Here is a 13,920-nt window from a genome sequence, read left to right as displayed (position 1 = left end):
GGTTCATCTGGCGGGGGGTCAGCCGTGCGCACCCGCCTTGCGGCGGCGCAGGACGAACAGGGTGCCGGCGCCGGCGGCCAGTACGGCCGCGCCGCCGAGGGCGATCGGCAGGGTGTTGGAGGAGGCGCCGGTGTGCGCCAGCTCCGGACCGGCCGAGGCGGACGCCGAGGCCGTGGCGGCGGGCGCGGGCGCGGGGGCGGCGGTGGTGGTGGCCGGGGCGGAGGGCGAGGGCGTACCGGTGGTGACCGGGGTGCCGTCGACGACCTTGAACGGCGCAGCGATGCGGTAGTTGCCGCTGAATCCGCTGCAGCTGCCTTCCGGGCCCTGTCGCACGCCCGGAACGTCCTTGCTGAGGAAGGACTCGGAGGCGCCGTCGAGCTGGGCGAAGTAGTCGGTGCTCACCGCCTTGCCGGTGGCGGCCAGGCGCACCTGGAGGGTGAGCTTCTCGCCCTTGGCGAGCTTGAACGTGCCGAGGTCGGCACGGATGTAGCTCATGTTGTTCTCGATGGCGTCCTGGGCGACGGGCTTCCAGTCGGCGCCGGGGAGCTTCACCTGGACGGTGAAGGCGTCCTTGCCCCAGACGGGCTGGTTGGGCGCGCCTTCTTCGCCGATGTTGGTGACGAAGAAGTGGGTGCTGAACTTCTTGAAGTCGACCGGGGCGTCGTTCTCGAAGGTCACGGTCGCCTCCTGTGCGGCGCCGCCCCTGGTCAGGGTGACGCCGGACAGGCCGCTGCCGGTGGCCTTGAGGTTCTCCAGGTGGTACCCGCCCGGGCAGGGCCCGCTGGGGGAGGGCATCGGCGGGGTCGGCACGTGGGTCGGCACGGTGGTGGGGCCACCGGTGGGGGTGCTCGGGGCCGCGGTGGCGGACGGGGTCGCGGGGACCCCGACGGCGCCGGCGGTGGCGGCGCCGGCGGTGGCGCCGAAGGTGAGGGCGACCAGGGCTGCACTGGCCAGGAGGCGGGAAGAGCGCACGATCGGTGCTCCAGCTACGAAGGAAGGTTGTGTGGGCGACGCGGGCCCGGGCGCGGGGCGCAGGGCGGGCCGCGATCGCGCACCCTATCGAGCCGTGGCGGCCGGATTCCGCCGGGGCGGAGCGGTTCGACCGGCGCCGGGGCGCGCCTTGTGTCGTTGGTGTACGGGGGGTTCCGTGCCCGGTCTCCGGCAGGGCCGCGGGTACGCGGGCGCCCCGGTTGCCCGGGGGGCCGGGTGGTCGGACGATGGGGGGCATGATGCACCAGATGCGAGCCGAGTACGGGTCCGGTGGGGAGGCCGGCGGGGTGCGGTTGTGGCACATGGTCCGGGGGGCGCAGAGCGTGGCGATGTGCGGCCGGGAGCTCGATCCGGGGGCGCGGGTGCGGGAGGCGGTGGACTGGGGGAAGACCCCGGAGCTGTGCTGCCACACCTGTGGGGCGTACTTCCTGCGCGAGACGCCGTACCTGTCGGCCGAGCACCAGTGAGCGGCCGGGCGCTACGGTGCTCGGTATGGACGAACCCCTGGTGCGGCCGCGGTCGTTGACCCGCGAGGCCGCCGGACTGCGGGTCGGTGTGCCCGGGCTGCCCGAGCACGTCGAGCGCTTCTGCGCGCTGGTCGATCGGGTGGATCCGCTGCTGCGCGCCTTCGTGGCGGAGCCCGGGCGGCATGACCGACTGCAGGCGCGGGCGCGGGAGTTGGCCGCGCGGTACCCGGAGTCGGCCGGGCGGCCGCCGCTGTACGGGGTTGCGGTCGGGGTCAAGGACATCGTGCACGTGGACGGGCTGCCCACGCACGGCGGCTCCGCCCTGCCGCCGGGCGTGCTGGCGGGTCCGCAGGCCGTGGTGGTGGACCGGCTGCTGGCGGCGGGGGCGATGGTCGCGGGCAAGACGGTGACCGCCGAGTTCGCCGCGAGCGCCCCGGGCCCGACCCGCAATCCGCACCATCCGGGGCACACCCCGGGCGGTTCCAGCAGCGGGTCGGCGGCGGCGGTCGCGGCCGGACTGGTGCCCCTGGCGATCGGCACCCAGACGGTCGGTTCGGTGATCCGCCCGGCCGCGTACTGCGGGGTGGTGGGCTTCCGGCCCACGCACGGTCGGATCCCGTTCGCGGGGGTGATCCCGAACGCGCCGAGCTTCGACACCCTGGGCCTGTTCACCGCGGACCTGGCGGGCGCGGCGCTGGCGGCCCCGCTGCTGTGCGACGGGTGGCGGGTGGTGGAGCCCGGCCCGGAGCCCGTGCTGGGGGTGCCGGACGGGCCGTACCTGGAGCGGGCCGAACCGGCCGCGCTGCGCGCCTTCGAGGAGCAGGTGGCGCGGTTCGAACGGGCCGGACTGGCGGTGCGCAGGGTGCCGCTGTTCCCCGACTTCGCCGAGGTCACCCGGCAGTTGCAGATCGTCAACCGGTTCGAGCTGGCCCGCAGCCACGCCGACTGGTTCGCCCGGTTCGGCGGCCTGTACCGGCCGGAGACGGCGGCGAGCATCCGGGTGGGCCAGGGCGTCGCGGCGGAGGACCGCGAGGCCGCGCTGGGGTTCCGGGAGCGGTTGCGCGAGCGGGTGGCCGGAGCGGCCGCGGCGGCCGGGGTGGACCTGTGGCTGGCCCCGTCCGCGCCGGGCGGGGCGCCGGAGGGGCTGCACAGCACCGGGGACGCGGTGATGTCGCTGCCGTGGAGCTGTCTCGGCCTGCCCGCGCTGAGCCTGCCCGCCGGGCGGACCCCGGACGGGCTGCCGCTCGGTCTCCAGGTGGTCGGCGCGGCGGGGGAGGACGAACGGCTGCTGGCCCGGGCCGCCCTGCTGGAAGGGCTGTTGGGCTAGGACCTGTCTTCGAACTCGCGTCTGCGGCCCGCCGTCCGGGCGGACGACGGGAGTTCGAGGACAGGCCCTGGGTCCGCCCGGGGGTCAGGCGAGCGCCGGGTCGGCCGGGTCGGTGGCCTCGGCGCGCAGCAGGCGGAGCAGGAGGCGGCCGGCCCGTTCGTAGGGGACGTCCTCCTCGTGCAGCACGGCCTGTGAGTTGGCCGTCTCCAGGACCGCGATCAGTGCGAAGGCGAGGTCGCCGAGGTCGGTGTCGGGGCACAGGGCGCCGGCCGTGCGGGCGTCGGTGAGGGCTTCGACGATCGTTCCGTGCCACTCCCGGGCGCAGCCGGCCAGGGCGTCCCGGACGGCGCCGGGCCGGGCGTCGAACTCGGCGGTGACCTCGTAGAAGAAGCAGCCGCCGGGGAAGACCCGGGCCCGTGAGTAGGCGAGCCAGTTCTCGCAGAGCGCGCGGGCCCTGGCGAGGCCGGGCAGGGCGTCGGCGACCGGGGCGACGACGGCGTCGGCGAAGATCCGGCGGGCGGCGCGGACGGTGGCGAGCTGCAGCTCCTCCTTGGAGCCGAAGCCGGCGAAGACGCCGCTCTTGCTGAGTCCGAGGTCGGTGGCGAGGCGGCCGATGGACAGCGCGTCCAGGCCTTCGACGGAGGCGATCGCGACGGCGCGGCGCAGGACGGCCCGGCGGGTCTCCTCGCCGCGCAGGACCCGTCCGTCGGTGGTCGGTCCGGCCATCGTGCGCCCTCGTTCCTCGCCTTGGTGGATGTCGCGGTGGGTGCGGCCCAGGGTAGTGCCCGGGCCACCCGAGAGTCCTAAAACTGCACGAACGGTCGTGCTAATATCTCGCCCCGAGCAAGGCAAGGCCAGGGAGCGCAGAGAGCAGGGAGACCCGATGGACCCGGCCCAGGCACTGATCCGCACCACCCTCAACCCCACCGCCCGGATCGCCCCCGGCCTGGCCGGGCGGGCGGCCTTCGAGCTGTTCCGGCGCCCGCTGCGGCGCAGCCGGGTCCGCCCCGCCGAGCGGGAGGTCCACCGACGGGCGGCCCTCGAGCGGCTGACCGTGCACGGCAAGTCCGTCGCCGGCTACCGCTGGGGCAGCGGCGAGCGGCCGGTGCTGCTGCTGCACGGCTGGCGTTCCCGGGCCTCCCGCTTCGCGCCCTTCGTCCCCCGGCTGCGCGCCCTCGGCCTCAGCGCCGTGGCCTTCGACGCGCCGGGCCACGGCGACTCCGGCGGCCGCAGCACCAGCGTGCTGGAGTACCGCGAACTCGTGCTCCGGCTCCAGGACCGGTACGGGCCGTTCGAGGCCGTGATCGCGCACTCGCTGGGCGTCTGCGCGGCCTTCGGCGCACTGGGCGACGGGCTGCGGGCGGGCCGCTTGGCGGCCGTCTCCGGGGTGTCCGAGGTCGGCTTCTTCCCGGCCGCCTTCTGCGCCGGGCTCGGCCTCGACGCCGCCGTCGAGCGGGCGCTGCGGGGCCGGATCGAGCAGGACCTGTTCGCCGGGGACGCCGGGGCCTGGGACCGCTACGACGCGGCGGGTCGGGCCGGTGCGGTCGGGCTGCCGATCCTGGTGCTGCACGACGAGGGCGACGACGTGGTGCCGCTGGGGCAGGCGCACCGGCTGAAGCGGGCGTACGGGGAGCAGCTGGACCTGGTGGTCACTCGCGGGCTCGGCCACCGGAGGATCATCGGGGAACCGACCGTCGTTGATCAGGTGATCGGGTTCATTTCCGCGGGACTGGGGGTCACTGCCGCATGAAGCTCGTCGAACTGCACGCACGGGCGATGGAACTGGCCGTCGAGGTGGTGGACGACGTCCGGCCGGACCGGCTGGACCGGCCCACCCCGTGCGCGGGGTGGACGCTGCGCCGACTGCTGGAGCACTGCGTCGGCCAGCACCGGGGCTTCGCCGCGGCCGCCCGCGGCGCCGGGCCGGACCTCGCGCTGTTCGCGGACGCCACGCTCGGGGCGGACCCGGCGGAGGACTTCCGCCGCACCGGCGCCGACCTCGTCGCCGCGTTCCGGGAGGCGGCCGTCACCGACCGGGCGCTCTGGCTGCCCGAGATCCGCGACGGCGGGCCCTTTCCGCTCGCCCAGGCGGTCGGCTTCCACCTGGTGGACACCCTGGTGCACGGCTGGGACGTCGCCGCCGCGCTCGGCGCCGCGGACCGGCTGGTCGCGGCGGTGGACGGCGACGACGCCCTGGTCACCGCGCTGCTGGCGGTGAGCGAGGCCGTCCCGAACACGCCGGAGGCGCGGGCGCCCGGCCGGGCCTTCCGCCCGGGCCTCGAACCCGGCGGCGGTGCCGGCCGGTTCGACCGCGCCCTGGCGCTGCTCGGCCGCGATCCGGCCTGGAAGGCCAGGCCCTAACGGTCGCGCCGCTCGTCCGGGAAGCGCGGTCCGCCGATCAGATAGAACAGCGCGGCGGTCGGAAAGCCGAGCGAGGCGGCCAGCAACACGATGAACTGCCAGAACATCGTCATCATCCGCTCCTCGTCAGTCCCGGGCCGTTCGGACACCCGAAGGTGCGCCCAAACCCGACCGGCCCCGATTGGCCGAATCGGCCAGTCGCTATCCGACGGTATGGCCGAATCACCGCCGCTGCCACCGCACACCGCGCCCCGGCCCCCGCCGCACCGGCGCACGGGTCTGGGCGCGGGCTGGGACGGGCGGCCACACTGTCGGGATGCAGCTACAGCTCGCAGGGGAAGCACGGCGGCCGGACCGTGAGAGCGAGGACTTCGCGGCGGCCTCGCCGGAGGCGCTGGTCCTGCTGGACGGCGCCAGCTCGCCGGCCGGCCTGGAGTCCGGATGCCGGCACGGAACGGCCTGGTACGTCCGGCGTCTGGGCGTGCACCTGCTCGCCCGGCTCACCGACCGGGCGGACCGCTCGATCGCCGAGTGCCTGGCCGACGCCATCGTGGAGACGGCGGCGCTGCACGGCGGCCGCTGCGACCTCGGCCACGCCAACACGCCCGCGGCGATGGTGGTCGCCGCCCGGCGGCACGGGGATTCGCTGGAGTACCTGGTGCTCGGCGACTCGCTGCTGGTGCTGGAGTTCAAGGACGGCCCGCCCAAGGTGATCGGCGACAACCAGCGCTTCCCCGGCGGGGAGGGGTTGCGCCGCCAGGTCTGGGCGACCGTCCCCGGCTCGGCCGAGCGGGCCGCGCTGCACCTGGAGTACGCGCTGGCGGTGCGCGCCGCCCGCAACCGGGGCACCGGTCCGTGGATCGCCGCCGCCAGCCCGCGGGCGGCCGAGCACGCTGAGACGGGCTTCGTACCGCTGGACCGGCTGCACGCGCTGGCCGCCCTCACCGACGGCGCCTCGCGCTACACCGAGCGCTTCGGGCTGGGCAGTTGGGGCGACGTGCTGCGGCTGCTCGCCGAGTCCGGCCCGGGCGAGCTCATCGCCCGGGTCCGCGAGGTGGAGCGGGCGGACGCCACCTGCGAACGCTGGCCGCGCGGCAAGACCCACGACGACGCCTCCGCCGTCTACGCGTTGCTGTAGGCGACGGAGGCGACGGCCGGCCGCAGGGCCGTGGGATCAGCGCTTCTGGCCCCGGACGAAGCTGGACGGGATCCCGACGGGCCCGGATCCGTTGTCAACGCCTGTGCGCCAGGGGAGAGATGGGGATCCGGTCGACTTGCGGTACGACGTGTGCGAAAGGGCCCGGACCGTACGGTCCGGGCCCTTCGTGACGGGAGCGGTCAGCGGGCGTCGGCGGGGATGGTGCCGAGGCGGCCGGCCTGGAAGTCCTCCATGGCCTGCTGGAGTTCGCGGTGGCTGTTCATCACGAACGGGCCGTAGTGGGCGACGGGTTCGCGGATCGGGAGGCCGCCGAGGAGGACGACCTCGAAGTTGTTGTCACGGGAGTCCTGCTTCTCGTCGGCGCGCAGGGTGATCGAGTCGCCGTCCCCGAAGACGACGGCCTGGCCCCGGTGGAAGGGGCGGTGCTCGGTGCCGGCCGAGCCGTTGCCGGCGAGGCCGTAGGCGAGGGCGTTGAAGTCGGCGCGCCAGGGCAGGGTGATCTGGGCACCGGGGCTGATCGAGGCGTGGATCATGGTGATCGGGGTGAAGGTGGTGCCCGGGCCCTGGTGGCCGTCCAGCTCACCAGCGATGACGCGCAGGAGCGCGCCGCCGTCCTCGGAGCTGAGCAGCTTGACGCTGCCTCCGCGGATGTCCTGGTACTTCGGGGCGATCATCTTGTCCGAGGCGGGCAGGTTGACCCACAGCTGGAGGCCGTGGAAGAGGCCGCCGGACCTCACCAGCGACTCCGGCGGGGTCTCGATGTGCAGCAGGCCCGAGCCGGCCGTCATCCACTGGGTGTCGCCGTCGGTGATGGTGCCGCCACCGCCGTGCGAGTCCCGGTGGATGAACGTTCCGTCGATGATGTAGGTGACCGTCTCGAAGCCGCGGTGCGGGTGCCAGGGGGTTCCCTTCGGCTCACCGGCCGCATAGTCCACCTCGCCCATCTGGTCCATCATGATGAACGGGTCGAGGTACTTCTGGTTGATCTTGGCGAAGGCGCGGCGGACGGGGAAGCCCTCGCCCTCGTAGCCCTCGGGGGCGGTGGCGACGGTCAGTACCGGCCGGGCGTTCGCGACGGCCTGGTCCGGCGTGGTCACGCGCGGAAGGGTCAGCGGGTTGTCGACGGTCACGGCGGGCATGTCGGCCTCCTTCGAGGGGGGTTCTCTGGCCTACGTCCACCAGATTAGTTCAATCATCAACAACAGGCAAGTTGAAAATTGAACTATGAGGGCATGGAGGAGCGCGGCTCCTCCCGCCGGGGTGGCTATCCGTACATCCGGCGCATGGTGAAGTCGACCATCTGCTCGACCGCCTTGGCGTCGAACACCATCCGGTGCTCGCCCTCCATGTCCAGGGCGAAGCCGTAGCCGGTGGGCAGCAGGTCCAGCACCTCGGCCCCGGTCACGGTGAAGTGCTTGGAGTCCTTGCCGGCGTAGCGGCGCAGCTCCTTGAGCGAGCTGAACATCGGGATCACCGGCGTCGGGGTGTTGTGCAGTGCCAGGAAGCCGGGGCGCTCGCCGCGCGGGCAGTGCACCTTCGAGGTGATGAAGATGGCCTGGAAGTCCTCGACCGCCATCGAGCCCGTGGTGAAGGCCCGGACCGCGTCCGCCAGGGACGGCGGGGAGGGCTCCGGGTAGAGCGACTGCTGGGACGCCTGCCCCTGCGCGCCGTAGGCGTCCGGTCCGGGCATGCCGTTCATGCCCGGCTGCGGACCCGCCTGCTGCTGGTAGGGGCCACCCGGGTATGCGTTCTGGTCATATCCGTACACACGGACAGGCTAGCGGGAGCGCACCCGCCCGCGCTGGCGTCGATCCTGACAAGGAGTGGTCCTCCCGGCTTGTGGGACGTGACCACGTTCATAGCGGATTCACCGCCGGGGGCTTGCCCAAGTTACCGCTGGGTAGCATCATGATGCCTACTGGTGGGTACGGGGCGCCCGAAACGCGGCGGTCACCCGGAAAGCGACGAACCGGAGAAAACAGGCCATGGGTCACTACAAGTCCAACCTGCGGGACGTGGAGTTCAACCTCTTCGAGGTGTTCGGTCGCGATCAGGTGTACGGCACCGGGCCGTTCGCGGACATGGACGTCGAGACCGCGAAGAACATCCTCAGCGAGATCGCCCGCCTCGCCGAGAACGACCTCGCCGCGTCCTTCGCCGACACCGACCGCAACCCGCCGGTCTTCGACCCGGAGACCAACACCGCGCCGATCCCGGCCGCCTTCAAGAAGAGCTACCAGACCTTCATGGACGCCGAGTGGTGGCGCCTGGGCATCCCGGAGTCGATCGGCGGCCAGGTCACCCCGAACTCGCTGATCTGGGCCTTCGCCGAGCAGATCCTGGGCTCGAACCCGGCCATCTGGATGTACTCCTCCGGCCCGGCCTTCGCCGGCGTCATCGCCGAGGAGGGCACCGAGGAGCAGCTGAAGATAGCCCAGCGGATGACCGACCGCCTGTGGGGCTCGACCATGGTCCTCACCGAGCCCGACGCGGGCTCCGACGTGGGCGCCGGCCGCACCAAGGCGATCAAGCAGGAGGACGGCTCCTGGCACATCGAGGGTGTGAAGCGCTTCATCACCTCGGGCGAGCACGACATGTCCGAGAACATCATCCACATGGTGCTGGCCCGCCCCGAGGGCGGTAAGCCGGGCACCAAGGGCCTGGGCCTCTTCATCGTCCCGAAGTTCGACTTCGACTGGGAGACCGGCGAGCTCGGCGAGCGCAACGGCGTCTACGCCACCAACGTCGAGCACAAGATGGGCCTCAAGGCCTCGAACACCTGCGAGATGACCTTCGGCGCCAAGCACCCGGCCAAGGGCTGGCTGCTCGGCGAGACCGTCGACGGCATCCGCCAGATGTTCAAGATCATCGAGTTCGCCCGCATGATGGTCGGCACGAAGGCCATCGCCACCCTCTCCACCGGCTACCTGAACGCCCTGGAGTACGCCAAGGAGCGCGTGCAGGGTGCCGACATCTCGCAGTTCCTGGACAAGACCGCCCCGCGCGTCACCATCACCCACCACCCGGACGTGCGCCGCTCGCTGCTGACCCAGAAGGCCTACGCCGAGGGCATGCGCGCGCTGGTCCTGTTCACCGCGTCCACCCAGGACGACATGCTGGCCGCCAAGCTGCGCGGCGAGCGCGACGAGGCCGCCGAGCGCCTCAACGACCTGCTCCTGCCGATCGTCAAGGGCTACGGCTCGGAGAAGTCCTACGAGCAGCTCGCCCAGTCCCTGCAGACCTTCGGTGGCTCCGGCTACCTGCAGGAGTACCCGATCGAGCAGTACATCCGCGACGCCAAGATCGACACCCTGTACGAGGGCACCACGGCGATCCAGGGCCAGGACTTCTTCTTCCGCAAGATCGTCAAGGACGGCGGCCAGGCGCTGGCCGCGCTGTCCGAGCAGATCCAGAAGTTCCTCGCCTCCGCCGAGGGCGGCGACGCCCTGGCCGCCGAGCGCGAGCTGCTCGCCAAGGCCGCCGGCGACCTGGAGGCCATCGTCGGCAAGCTGATCGCCGACCTGACCTCGGTCGAGCAGGACGTCAAGAACATGTACAAGGTGGGCCTCAACACCACCCGCCTGCTGATGGTCTCCGGCGACGTCGTCGTCGGCTGGCTGCTGCTGCGCCAGGCCGCGGTGGCCCTGGCCAAGCTGGAGGCCGGCGCCTCGGAGAAGGACGTGCCGTTCTACCAGGGCAAGGTTGCGGCGGCTCGCTTCTTCGCCAAGAACATCCTCCCGACCGTCGCCCCGCAGCGGGCGATCGCCGAGGGCATCGACAACGAGATCATGGAGCTGGCGGAGGAGGCCTTCTAAGGCCCGCACCCCCCTTCTGACCGCCTGACGAAACCCTCACACCGAAGGGCCCGGCTGCCACCGGGCCCTTCGGTGTTTCCGGTCGGTGATCATGCGCAGCGCAGGGCCCGGAGCGGGTCCGTGCGGGCGGCGCGCAGGGCCGGGTAGAGGCCGGCCAGGAGGCCGACGACGGTGCCGATGAGCGGGGCGGGCAGGGTGGTGGCGGGTTGGAGGACGGCGGTCCAGTCGCGGGCGGCGGCGACGCCGAGGACCGTGAGCACGCCGAGGGCGGTGCCGATCAGGCCGCCGAGGGTGCCGAGGGCGGTGGACTCGGTGAGGAACTGGGCCGCGATGTGGCCGGTGCGGGCGCCCAGTGAGCGGCGCAGGCCGATCTCCGGGGTCCGTTCCAGGACGGCGACCAGGGTGGTGTTGGCGATGCCGACCGCGCCGGCCAGCAGGCAGATCCCGGCCAGGGCGAGGAACAGTCCGGTCAGGTCGGAGGTCACGGTGTCCTGGAGGGTGTGCGGGTCCGGGGGCGGGACGACGGTGAACGCGTTCGGGGTGTCCGGTCGCAGTGCGAGCGGGAGTTGGGCCGCCACCACCGGCGCGGCGCCGATCCGGGTGGCGACCAGTGCCTGGGCGCCGCGGTCGGGCTGGGGGGCGGGGTTGCCGTAGCGTTCGAGCGCCGTGCTCGCCGGGATCAGCAGGCTCAGCAGGGCGGCCGGCTGGCGCTGGACGTCCGCGTAGATGCCGACGACGGTGTAGGGGAGCCGGTCGATGAAGACGGCGGGCTGGGCGTCCAGGCGGCTGACCCCGAGGCGTTCGGCGGCGGCCTCGCTGAGCAGCGCCACCGGCTGGGCGGTCTTCTGGACGTACTCGTCCAGGGTGGTCCCGGCGGTCAGGGTCGGTTCCATCGCGGCGACCGCGCCCGGGGTGGCGGCGAGGACGGACAGTCCGGTGCCCTCGTCGGGGCCGTCCGGGCGGCGGGAGAGCGTCGGGGCGCCGGGTACCGGCCACCAGACGCCGCCGGCCCGTACGCCGTCGATCGCGGCGATCCGGTGGTCGGTGTCGGTGGGGAAGTCGCTGGGCGGGTTGGTGCCGGGGGCGGTGCCGTCGGTGCGCGGCCGGTCGGTGACGGTGACGGTGGTGGCCCTGGTGAGGCTGAACCGCTCGCCGATCTGGCCGGTGGCGGTTGCGGTGAGGCCGAGGACGGCGACGAAGGCGCCGATGCCCAGCACGGTGCCGAGCATGGTGAGCAACGAGCGGCCGGGGCGCTGGAGGATGCCGGACAGGGCCTCGGTAAGCAGGTCGTGGGGGCTGAGGTGGGAGGGCGGCTCGGGGATCGCGGCGGTGCGGTCGGGGCGGGGCATTCAGACCACCTCGGGCACGGTCAGGCGGCCGTCGCGGATGGTGACCCGGCGTTCGGCACGGGCGGCCACGGCAGGGTCGTGGGTGATGACGACCAGGGTGTAGCCCTGGGCGTGCAGCGCGTCGAACTGGGCGAGCACCGCCTCGGCGTTGGCCGAGTCCAGGTTGCCGGTCGGTTCGTCGCAGAGCAGCAGGCTGGGCCGGTTCACCAGGGCGCGGGCGATCGCCACCCGCTGGCGCTCGCCGCCGGACATGGTGCCGGGCAGGGCGTCCGTGCGGTGGCCGAGGCCGACCAGGCGCAGCGCGTCCACGGCGGCGGCGTCGCGGGTGCGGCGCGGGGTGCGGTTGTAGACCTGGGCGAGGGCGACGTTCTCCTCGGCGGTGCGGTGCGGGAGCAGGTGGAAGGACTGGAAGACGAAGCCGATCCGGCGCCCGCGCAGCGTCGAGCGGTCCTTGTCGCGCAGGCCGCCGGTGTCGATGCCGTCGAGTTCGTAGCGGCCGGCGGTGGGGGTGTCGAGCAGGCCGAGCAGGTGCAGCAGGGTGGACTTGCCGGAGCCGGACGGGCCGGTGACGGCCAGGTACTCGCCGCGGCGGACGGTCAGGTCGGTGGGGCGCAGCGCGACCACGGGCGGGCGACCCGGGTGGGTGCGGCCGACGCCGTACAGGGCGATCACGGGGGGGTTGGTCCCTGCCGTCATTTGCCGACCACCACCTGGTCGCCGGCGCGGAGTTGGGCGCCCTCGGCGGGGGTGACGGCCACCAGGCCGTCCGCGGTGACGCCGGTGGTGACCGGCACCGTGCTGCGGTTTCCGGCGGGGTCCACCCGGGTGACGGAGGTCCGGCCGGCCGTGTTGGTGGAGATCGCGGCGACCGGCACGACGGTGACGGGGGCGCCCGCCCTGGCCTTCAGGACGGTGAGCCGGACGTTCCTGCCGTTCATGGTGGCGGGCAGGGGGGTGTCCGGGGTGATCGTCACCGGTAGGTAACTCGGGCTGCCGGACTGGCTGTTGGGCGCTCCGGCGACCTGGCCCGCGGCGGGCTGGGCGGCGGGGGCTCCACCGAGGGCTGCCCCGGGGGCCCCGCCGGCTGGTGCAGCCCCGGCTGCTGCGGCCCCGGCGCCGCCGAGGGTGATCACTCTGCCGGTCGGGGGAGCGGTGGTCGGGGTGCCGACCTCGGCGACGGTGCCGTGGACGGTGGTGCCGGTGTCCTCGGCGAGCAGCTCGACGGCCATACCCGGGGCGACGCCGGCTGCCTGACCTGGCACCAGCTGACCGGTGACGGTCAGGCCGCCGCTGGTGAGCGACAGCAGAGTGCCGGAGACGGGTGAGCCGACGGCGCCGTTGACGGCGGTGACGGTCGCGGGGAGGGTGGGCAGGAACAGCACGTGGGCGGCCGGGACCATCGGGCCGTTGACGGCCCCGGCCCTGGCGAGGGCGGCCTCGTCGGCAGCCAACTGCTTCCGGGCGGTGGCCAGTTGCTGATCGAGGTCGCCGGCGGGCTGCTGCTGGCTCTGCTGGGTCGGCCGGCTTTGCCGGTCCGGTCGGGCCGGCTGGGGCGGTGGCGGGTTCTGGGGCGCGGCGGCGCCCGCCCTCTTCTGTGCGGTGAGGTTGTCCACCGTCTGCCGGTCGGAGTCGACCGCCTTCTGCGCGGTGTCGACGGCCTGCTGGGTGGTGGCGCCGGTGGTCGGCACCGGACGGCCGAGCCCGCGGTAGAAGGCCGACACCGCCGCGGCGGTGCCCGGCCCGTACGAACCCTTGTCGTCCTCGCCGCTGCCGTGCCCCAACCCGGCCAGGGCATCCTGGAGTTCGGCCACGTCGGGGCCGGTGCTGCCCGGCTTGAGGTCGCGGTACGCGGGCACCGGCCCGGGGAGGGCGAACAGCGGCTGCCCGGACACCTCGGCCAGCAGTTGCCCGGCGGAGACGGTGTCGCCGGGCTTCACGCCCAGTTCGGAGACGTACAGTGCGGTCACCTCGGCCGAGGCCGCGGTCGGGACGACGTTGTACTGGACCGGCGGGTACACCACCGCTCGGGCGGCTGTCGAGGGGGTCAGTACCTGGCTGACCACCGGTGCCGTGAGCAGGCTGCTCGGCGGCGGCGCGGTCCGCGCGGCCCGTTCGGCGGGGGACTTCACCAGCGTCGCCGCCCCCACTCCGCCCACCGCCACCAGTCCGGCGGCCAGCGCCACCCCCAGCAGCGCCCGCCTGCGCCGTGCGGCCCCGGACCGGGCGGGCGGCGGTGACGGCGTTTCGGGGCCGGGCTCGACGGTCTCGTCGGCGGGCGTCGTGGTGGTCAACTGCTTCCCCTCCCCGGTGACTTCACTGTGGACCAGGGCCATCATCCGACTGTCGGGCGCTGCCCGTGGTCCGTTCGCGAGCGGCAGCCCGTTGACAGTCTGCGACCGGGGTGGACCGCGGGGTGAAGGAGGCCCGGTGAAGTGCGGGTTCACGTTGTGTC

13 protein-coding genes are annotated in these 13,920 nt (G+C 73.5%); 6 read left to right on the top strand and 7 right to left on the bottom strand.

Features of this window, described 5'->3' with window-relative positions:
* Positions 1-18: 18 nt before the first annotated feature.
* On the bottom strand, positions 19-972 hold the full coding sequence (locus BOQ63_RS22805) for an LAETG motif-containing sortase-dependent surface protein (RefSeq protein ID WP_051747316.1): 954 nt from the start codon (positions 970-972) through the stop codon (positions 19-21).
* A 254-nt stretch (positions 973-1,226) separates the two neighbouring features.
* Between BOQ63_RS22805 and BOQ63_RS22800 the strand changes: the two genes are divergently transcribed.
* Positions 1,227-1,457 carry a hypothetical protein gene (locus BOQ63_RS22800; protein WP_030290383.1) on the top strand — a complete coding sequence of 77 codons (231 nt, stop codon included), beginning with the start codon at positions 1,227-1,229 and terminating at the stop codon, positions 1,455-1,457.
* Positions 1,458-1,482: 25 nt separating this feature from the next.
* Positions 1,483-2,784 (top strand): amidase, encoded by a 1,302-nt coding sequence (locus tag BOQ63_RS22795; RefSeq protein WP_030290382.1) that lies wholly within the window; start codon positions 1,483-1,485, stop codon positions 2,782-2,784.
* Positions 2,785-2,868: 84 nt separating this feature from the next.
* On the opposite strand, the gene BOQ63_RS22790 is transcribed toward BOQ63_RS22795, so the two are convergent.
* Complete coding sequence (locus BOQ63_RS22790; protein WP_030552799.1) at positions 2,869-3,510, bottom strand: TetR/AcrR family transcriptional regulator; 642 nt, start codon at positions 3,508-3,510, stop codon at positions 2,869-2,871.
* 157 nt (positions 3,511-3,667) lie between these two features.
* Here BOQ63_RS22790 and BOQ63_RS22785 point away from each other — a divergent pair, with 157 nt between their 5' ends.
* From BOQ63_RS22785 to BOQ63_RS22775, 3 genes are all read left to right on the top strand, one after another.
* A complete protein-coding gene (locus tag BOQ63_RS22785; protein ID WP_072654877.1) occupies positions 3,668-4,534 on the top strand; it encodes an alpha/beta hydrolase in 867 nt (288 codons plus the stop codon).
* On the top strand, positions 4,531-5,145 hold the full coding sequence (locus BOQ63_RS22780) for a TIGR03086 family metal-binding protein (protein ID WP_150476070.1): 615 nt from the start codon (positions 4,531-4,533) through the stop codon (positions 5,143-5,145). The genes BOQ63_RS22785 and BOQ63_RS22780 overlap by 4 nt, the downstream gene beginning before the upstream one ends.
* A gap of 316 nt (positions 5,146-5,461) precedes the next feature.
* On the top strand, positions 5,462-6,283 hold the full coding sequence (locus BOQ63_RS22775; protein ID WP_030290378.1) for a protein phosphatase 2C domain-containing protein: 822 nt from the start codon (positions 5,462-5,464) through the stop codon (positions 6,281-6,283).
* A 200-nt stretch (positions 6,284-6,483) separates the two neighbouring features.
* Here the strand turns inward: BOQ63_RS22775 and BOQ63_RS22770 are convergent, their stop codons facing one another.
* Positions 6,484-7,443, bottom strand: a complete 960-nt coding sequence (locus BOQ63_RS22770; protein WP_030290377.1) for a pirin family protein — start codon at positions 7,441-7,443, stop codon at positions 6,484-6,486.
* A gap of 125 nt (positions 7,444-7,568) precedes the next feature.
* Positions 7,569-8,072 (bottom strand): SseB family protein, encoded by a 504-nt coding sequence (locus tag BOQ63_RS22765; RefSeq protein WP_030290376.1) that lies wholly within the window; start codon positions 8,070-8,072, stop codon positions 7,569-7,571.
* A 217-nt stretch (positions 8,073-8,289) separates the two neighbouring features.
* Here BOQ63_RS22765 and BOQ63_RS22760 point away from each other — a divergent pair, with 217 nt between their 5' ends.
* Positions 8,290-10,119, top strand: a complete 1,830-nt coding sequence (locus tag BOQ63_RS22760) for an acyl-CoA dehydrogenase (RefSeq protein ID WP_030290375.1) — start codon at positions 8,290-8,292, stop codon at positions 10,117-10,119.
* Between the two features lie 89 nt (positions 10,120-10,208).
* Here the strand turns inward: BOQ63_RS22760 and BOQ63_RS22755 are convergent, their stop codons facing one another.
* The 3 genes from BOQ63_RS22755 to BOQ63_RS22745 are packed head-to-tail and all read right to left on the bottom strand — an operon-like array spanning position 10,209 to position 13,759.
* Positions 10,209-11,468 (bottom strand): ABC transporter permease, encoded by a 1,260-nt coding sequence (locus BOQ63_RS22755; protein WP_072654875.1) that lies wholly within the window; start codon positions 11,466-11,468, stop codon positions 10,209-10,211.
* The gene (locus BOQ63_RS22750; protein WP_030290373.1) at positions 11,469-12,164 is read right to left on the bottom strand and encodes an ABC transporter ATP-binding protein; all 696 of its coding nucleotides are present in this window, start codon (positions 12,162-12,164) and stop codon (positions 11,469-11,471) included.
* Positions 12,161-13,759, bottom strand: coding sequence for a peptidoglycan-binding domain-containing protein (locus BOQ63_RS22745; protein WP_072656330.1), 1,599 nt, complete (start codon positions 13,757-13,759; stop codon positions 12,161-12,163). The genes BOQ63_RS22750 and BOQ63_RS22745 overlap by 4 nt, the downstream gene beginning before the upstream one ends.
* Positions 13,760-13,920 lie beyond the last annotated feature (161 nt).

The sequence above is a fragment of the Streptomyces viridifaciens genome, from assembly GCF_001888885.2.
In the GTDB taxonomy this organism is placed as follows: domain Bacteria; phylum Actinomycetota; class Actinomycetes; order Streptomycetales; family Streptomycetaceae; genus Kitasatospora; species Kitasatospora aureofaciens.
The sequence above is the reverse complement of the archived record's forward strand: the minus strand, read 5'-3'. Positions and strand labels throughout refer to the sequence as shown.

Excerpts from the sequence above, each read along its gene's own strand:
- BOQ63_RS22800 (WP_030290383.1), top strand. The coding sequence starts at position 1,227 with ATGATGCACCAGATGCGAGCCGAGTACGGGTCCGGTGGGGAGGCCGGC.
- BOQ63_RS22760 (WP_030290375.1), top strand. The coding sequence starts at position 8,290 with ATGGGTCACTACAAGTCCAACCTGCGGGACGTGGAGTTCAACCTCTTC.
- BOQ63_RS22770 (WP_030290377.1), bottom strand. The coding sequence starts at position 7,443 with ATGCCCGCCGTGACCGTCGACAACCCGCTGACCCTTCCGCGCGTGACC.
- BOQ63_RS22790 (WP_030552799.1), bottom strand. The coding sequence starts at position 3,510 with ATGGCCGGACCGACCACCGACGGACGGGTCCTGCGCGGCGAGGAGACC.
- BOQ63_RS22750 (WP_030290373.1), bottom strand. The coding sequence starts at position 12,164 with ATGACGGCAGGGACCAACCCCCCCGTGATCGCCCTGTACGGCGTCGGC.
- BOQ63_RS22785 (WP_072654877.1), top strand. The coding sequence starts at position 3,668 with ATGGACCCGGCCCAGGCACTGATCCGCACCACCCTCAACCCCACCGCC.
- BOQ63_RS22775 (WP_030290378.1), top strand. The coding sequence starts at position 5,462 with ATGCAGCTACAGCTCGCAGGGGAAGCACGGCGGCCGGACCGTGAGAGC.
- BOQ63_RS22780 (WP_150476070.1), top strand. The coding sequence starts at position 4,531 with ATGAAGCTCGTCGAACTGCACGCACGGGCGATGGAACTGGCCGTCGAG.
- BOQ63_RS22795 (WP_030290382.1), top strand. The coding sequence starts at position 1,483 with ATGGACGAACCCCTGGTGCGGCCGCGGTCGTTGACCCGCGAGGCCGCC.
- BOQ63_RS22755 (WP_072654875.1), bottom strand. The coding sequence starts at position 11,468 with ATGCCCCGCCCCGACCGCACCGCCGCGATCCCCGAGCCGCCCTCCCAC.